Raw genomic sequence first — 5100 nt, 5'->3', positions numbered from 1 at the left:
GTACACCGACTCCGGCACCCCCGCCGCCGCCAACTCCTCCGGCGAGAAGAACGTCACCGACTCCACCCCGGCGCACAGGTTCCGCCAGAACTCCGCCACGTTCGACGCCCCGGGGAAACGGCCCGCCAGGCCGACCACCGCCAGGGCGTTCTCCAGTTCCTCGGGCAGGTCCGCGGCGGTGGTGCCCGGGTTGGTCTCAGCGGTTCGGGCCGGCGTCATGGGCTTCCCCTCTCGGTGGCTGGTGGATGGCCGGGCCGGTTCGTGGCCGGAGCCGGTGAGCGGACCGCCGACGGCGGCCGTACTCCACGTCGATCGCCGGTGCGGGCCCGGTCGGCGCGGCGGCGGCCGGGCCGGCCGCCGTGTCGAGGTACCTGGCCAGCCCGACGATGGTCGGGAACTCGAAGATGGTCAGCAGCGCCAGGTCCACGCCGAACCGGTCGGCGAGGGCGCGCTGGAGTTCGACCGCGAGCAGCGAGTGGCCGCCCGCGTCGAAGAAGTTCTCGTGCGGGCCGCAGTCACGGCCCAGCAGGTCGCGCCACACCTCGGCGACCCGGCGGGCGGTGGCCCCCAGCGGGGCGCCCGGCCCCGCGGCGCCGGCGCTCAGGTCGGTGCCGGGCGTCTGCGCCAGGATCCGCCGGTCCACCTTGCCGTTGCTGTTCAACGGCAACGCCGGCAGGGCGACGTACCGGGCGGGGACCATGTACGCGGGCAGCGTCGCCGCGCACCAGGACCGCAGCTCGGCGGCGTCCGGCGCGGCGTCGCCCCCGCCCACCAGGTAGGCCACCAGGTGCCGGCGGACCGGGTCGGCGCCCTCCAGCAGGACCGCCACGTCGGCGACCGACCGGTGCCGGCGCAGCGTCGCCTCGACCTCGCCCAGCTCGATGCGGTAGCCGCGCAGCTTGACCTGGTTGTCGGTGCGGCCCAGGTACTGGATGACCCCGTCCGGGCGCAGCCGCACCACGTCCCCGGTCCGGTACAACCGGGCACCGGGCGGCCCGTACGGGTCGGGCACGAAGCGGGCGGCGGTGGTGGCCGGGGCGCCGAGGTATCCGTGTGCCACCCCGGCGCCGCCGACGTACAGCTCGCCCGGCACCCCGGGCGGCACCGGCTCGCCGGCGGCGTCGAGCACGTACAGCCGGGTGTTCGGGGTGGGACGGCCGATCGGGGTCGGCCGCTCGCCGCGCCGGACCCGGTGGCCGGCCGCCCACACCGTCGTCTCGGTGGGGCCGTACATGTTCCAGACCTCGGGGCAGCGGTCGAGCAGCTGCTCGGCGAGTTCGGGCGTGAGAGCCTCCGCGGTGGACACCGCCAGCCGCAGGTCGCCGCCGTCCCAGCCGGCGCCGAGCAGCAGCCGCCACGTGGAGGGCGTGCCGTCGAGCACGGTCACCCGGTGCTCCCGGACGAGGCGGAGCAGGCTGTCGCCCTGGCGGACGTCGTCCTCGGTGGCGAGCACCACCTGCGCGCCGACGGTGAGGGGGGCGAGCACCTCGTAGAGGGCGATGTCGAAGCAGATGGTGCTGACCGCGAGGACCACGTCGGTCGGCAGCAGGCCCGGGCAGGTCCGGACGCCGACCAGGAAGTCGACGACGGCCCGGTGCGGCACCAGCACGCCCTTCGGCCGCCCGGTCGAGCCGGAGGTGTGCAGCAGGTAGGCCGGCGCGTCCGGGTCGACCCGGGGCAGCGGCACGGCGGGCGCCGGACCGTCGGTCGGGGCGTGCGGGGGGCACGTCCGCCGGCCGGGGAAACGGTCGGACCACTCGTCCGCGGTGACCACCAGCTCGACGGCGGCGTCGTCCAGCAGGTCGGCGTGCCGCCCGGCCGGGTGCGCCGGGTCGAGGGGCAGGTACGCCGCCCCGGTGCGCAGCACCGCCAGCAGAGCCACCACCAGGTCGGCGCCGCGGGGCAGGCAGACCCCGACCAGCCGGCCCGGGCCGGCGCCGGCGTCGCGCAGCCGGTGGGCCAGCCGTTCCGCGCGCTCGTCCAGCTCGCGGTACGTGTGCGCCCGTCCGCCGCAGGTCAGCGCGACCGCGTCCGGGGTGCGGGCGGCCTGCGCCGTCACCAGGTCGTGCACGCGGCCGGTGGGCACCGGCACGGCGGTGTCGTTCCAGGCGACGGTGACCCGGTGGTGCTGCTCGGCGTCGAGCAGCGGCAGCCGGGCCACCGGGCGGTCGGGGTCGGCCACGGCGTGCCGCAGGGCGACGACGAACTGGTCGGCCAGCCCGCGCACGGTGTCGGCGTCGAACAGGTCGGTGGCGTACTCGACGATGCAGAAGACCGCGTCGTCGCCGGTGCGGTGGGCGTAGAACGACAGGTCGAACTGGGCGTTGCCGCTGTGCTGCGGGATCGGCGTGACGACCAGCTCGCCGGTGCGGAACGGCCGCATCGGCTCGTCCTGCCAACTGAACAGGGTCTGGAAGACGGGGTGCCGGCTCAGGTCGCGGACGGGGTGCAGCGCGTCGACCAGCATCTCGAACGGCACGTCCTGGTGGGCGAAGTCCGCCGACAGCTCGCCGCGCACCCGGTCGAGCAGCTGCCGGAAGGTCGGCTCCCCGTCGAGCCGGGTGCGCAGGGCCAGGGTGTTGGCGAAGAAGCCGAACAGGTGCTCCAGCTCCGGCCGGGTGCGGTTCGCCACCGGCGTGCCGACGACCAGGTCCTGCTGGCCGGACCAGCGGGACAGCACCACCGCGAAGACGGCCAGGCCGAGCATGAACGGGCTGACCTGCTCGGCGCGGCTGAACCGTTGCAGGGCGGTGGCCACGTCGGGGGGCAGGTCCAGGCGCAGGGTGGCGCCGCGGTGGCTCTGCACCGCCGGTCGGGGCCGGTCGGTGGGCAGGTCCAGCACCAGCGGCGCGCCGGCCAGCCGGTCCCGCCAGTACCCCAACTGCCGCTCAAGGACCGGCCCGGTCAGGTACGAGCGCTGCCAGGCCGCGAAGTCGGGGTACTGCAACGGCAGGTGGGGCAGCCGGGGCTGCCGGCCCGCGAGCAGCGCCGCGTACCCCTCCGCCAGCTCCCGCGCCAGCACGCCGCCGGACCAGCCGTCGGCGACGATGTGGTGCATCGTCACCAGCAGCACGTGCTCGTCGGCGGCGAGACGGACCAGCAGGGTGCGGATCAGCGGCCGGCGCAGGTCGAACGGTTCCCGGGCGCGCGCGGCGATCGTCTCGTCGAGCCGGGCCGGGCGCCGGTCGTCCGGCACCGCCGTCAGGTCCAGCGTCTCGATCGGGGTGTCGTCGACCGGCTCCACCACCTGGACCGGCTCGTCGCCGTCGTCGTGGATGGTCGTCCGCAGCGCCTCGTGCCGGGTGCGGATCAGGCGCAGCGCGCGGTCCAGCGCCGCGACGTCGAGCGGGCCGGACAGGCGCAGCGCGATGGCCATGTTGTGCACCCCGGCGTCGCGGCCCACCAACCGGTCCAGGAACCACAGCCGGCGCTGCTGGAACGACAGCGGGGCGGGCCGCCCGGGTGGCCGGAGCGGGATCGAGGTGGCGGCGTCGCCGCGGGTCGCCGTCATCGTCCCGCCTCCGCGTCCGCCTCGCTCATGAGCCGTTCGGCGTCGGAGTCGGAGAGCCCTTCCAGCTCGGCGAGGAGGCGTTCCTGGATCAGGTCGGCCTGCTGGGCGACGGTGCGCCGGGCGAAGGCCTCGGCGACGGTGAGGGGGACCTGGAAGGTCTCCTGGAGGCGGGCGACCAGCCGGCCGGTCAGCAGCGAGTCCCCGCCCAGCAGCAGGAAGTCGTCGAAGACGCCGATCTCCCGGTACCCCAGCAGTTCCCGCCACGCCACGGCGACGGTCTCCTCGATGTCGGTCCGCGGTGGTTCGTACTCGGTGGGCAGGTCGGGCCGGTCGTGCTTCGGTGCCGCCGCCGGCGGCGCCTGGTCGGCGGCGGGCGCCGTCCCGTTGAGCAGGCTGTAGCGACGACGTTCGAACGGGTAGGTCGGCAGGGGCACCCGCCGCCGCTGCTCGCCGGCGGAGAACGCGGCCCAGTCGATCGCCGCCCCGGCCAGCCAGAGCCGGGCCAGCGCGCCGAGCAGCGTCTCGGTCTCGTCCTGCCCGGACGCGGCGGGCAGGGACGCCACGATGGACGTGGTGGTCTCGGCGCCGGCCGCCCGGCTCATCGCCAGGGCCATCGTGCCGAGCGCGTGCCCCGGCCCGACCTCCAGGAACGCCGCGTCCGCGAGGGCGGCGGCGGCCCGCAGGTTGTCGCCGAAGCGGACGGTGGCCCGCAGGTGACGCACCCAGTAGCCGGGGTCGGTCGCCTCGGCGGCGGTGAGCCAGGTGCCGGTGACGTTGGAGCCGACCCGCGCCTGCGGGGGCCGCAGCGTGACCGTGGCCATGTGCGCGGCGAACTCGGCCAGCAGCGGGTCCAGCATCCGGGTGTGCGCGGCCTGGCGCACCCGGACCAGCTTGGCGCGGACCCCGTCGGCGGCCAGCGCCGCCCGGGCCGCCTCGACGGCGGCGGCCGGGCCGGAGAGCACGGTCTGCTCGGGCCCGTTGACGGCCGCGACGTCGAGGTCGTCGCCGGCGTACCGGGCGGCGTCCTGCTCGGCGAGGTTGACGGCGAGCATGGCGCCGTCGGGCAGCCGGTCGATGAGCTGGCCTCGCAGGGCCACGGTGTCGATCGCCTCGGCGAGGTCGAAGACGCCGGCCAGGCAGGCGGCGACGTACTCGCCGCTGCTGTGCCCGAGCATCGCCTCCGGGTGCACGCCCCAGGACTGCCACAGCCTGGCCAGCGCGTACTCCACGGCGAAAAGGGCGGTCAGCCGGCCCGCCGTGGTGTCGAGGACCTCCGCCGCACGGCGGTCGCCGTCGGGGGCGAGCACCGCCTCGCGCAGGTCGTAACCGAGCCGGGCGGCGGCCAGGTCGGCGCAGCGGTCGAGGTGCTCGGCGAAGACCGGCTCGGTGGCGTGCAGTTGCCGGCCCATGCCGACGTACTGGCTGCCGCCGCCGGGGAAGAGGAACACCGGGGCGGGCGGGAGGTCGCCGGCTCGGCCGGTCAGCAGCCGCTCGGGGTCGGTTCCGGTGAGGGCGGCAGCGGCCTGGGTGGCGTCGCGGCACACCACCGCCCGCCGACGCTCGAAATGCCGACGCCCCACCTGCAACGT

At 76.1% G+C, this 5100-nt stretch carries 3 protein-coding genes; all 3 read right to left on the bottom strand.

Going from position 1 to position 5100, the window contains the following annotated elements:
• Positions 1 to 219 (bottom strand): beta-ketoacyl synthase N-terminal-like domain-containing protein (locus ACSNOB_RS31405; RefSeq protein ID WP_436690996.1); only part of this gene is annotated, 219 nt, incomplete at its 3' end.
• The gene (locus ACSNOB_RS31400) at positions 197 to 3511 is read right to left on the bottom strand and encodes a non-ribosomal peptide synthetase (RefSeq protein WP_436690994.1); all 3315 of its coding nucleotides are present in this window, start codon (positions 3509 to 3511) and stop codon (positions 197 to 199) included. The genes ACSNOB_RS31405 and ACSNOB_RS31400, both read right to left, overlap by 23 nt.
• On the bottom strand, positions 3508 to 5100 hold a 1593-nt coding region (locus tag ACSNOB_RS31395), incomplete at its 5' end, for an acyltransferase domain-containing protein (protein ID WP_436690992.1). The genes ACSNOB_RS31400 and ACSNOB_RS31395, both read right to left, overlap by 4 nt.

It is taken from the genome of Micromonospora sp. URMC 106 (genome assembly GCF_051386395.1).
Classification (GTDB): Bacteria; Actinomycetota; Actinomycetes; order Mycobacteriales; family Micromonosporaceae; genus Micromonospora.
The sequence above is the reverse complement of the archived record's forward strand: the minus strand, read 5'-3'. Positions and strand labels throughout refer to the sequence as shown.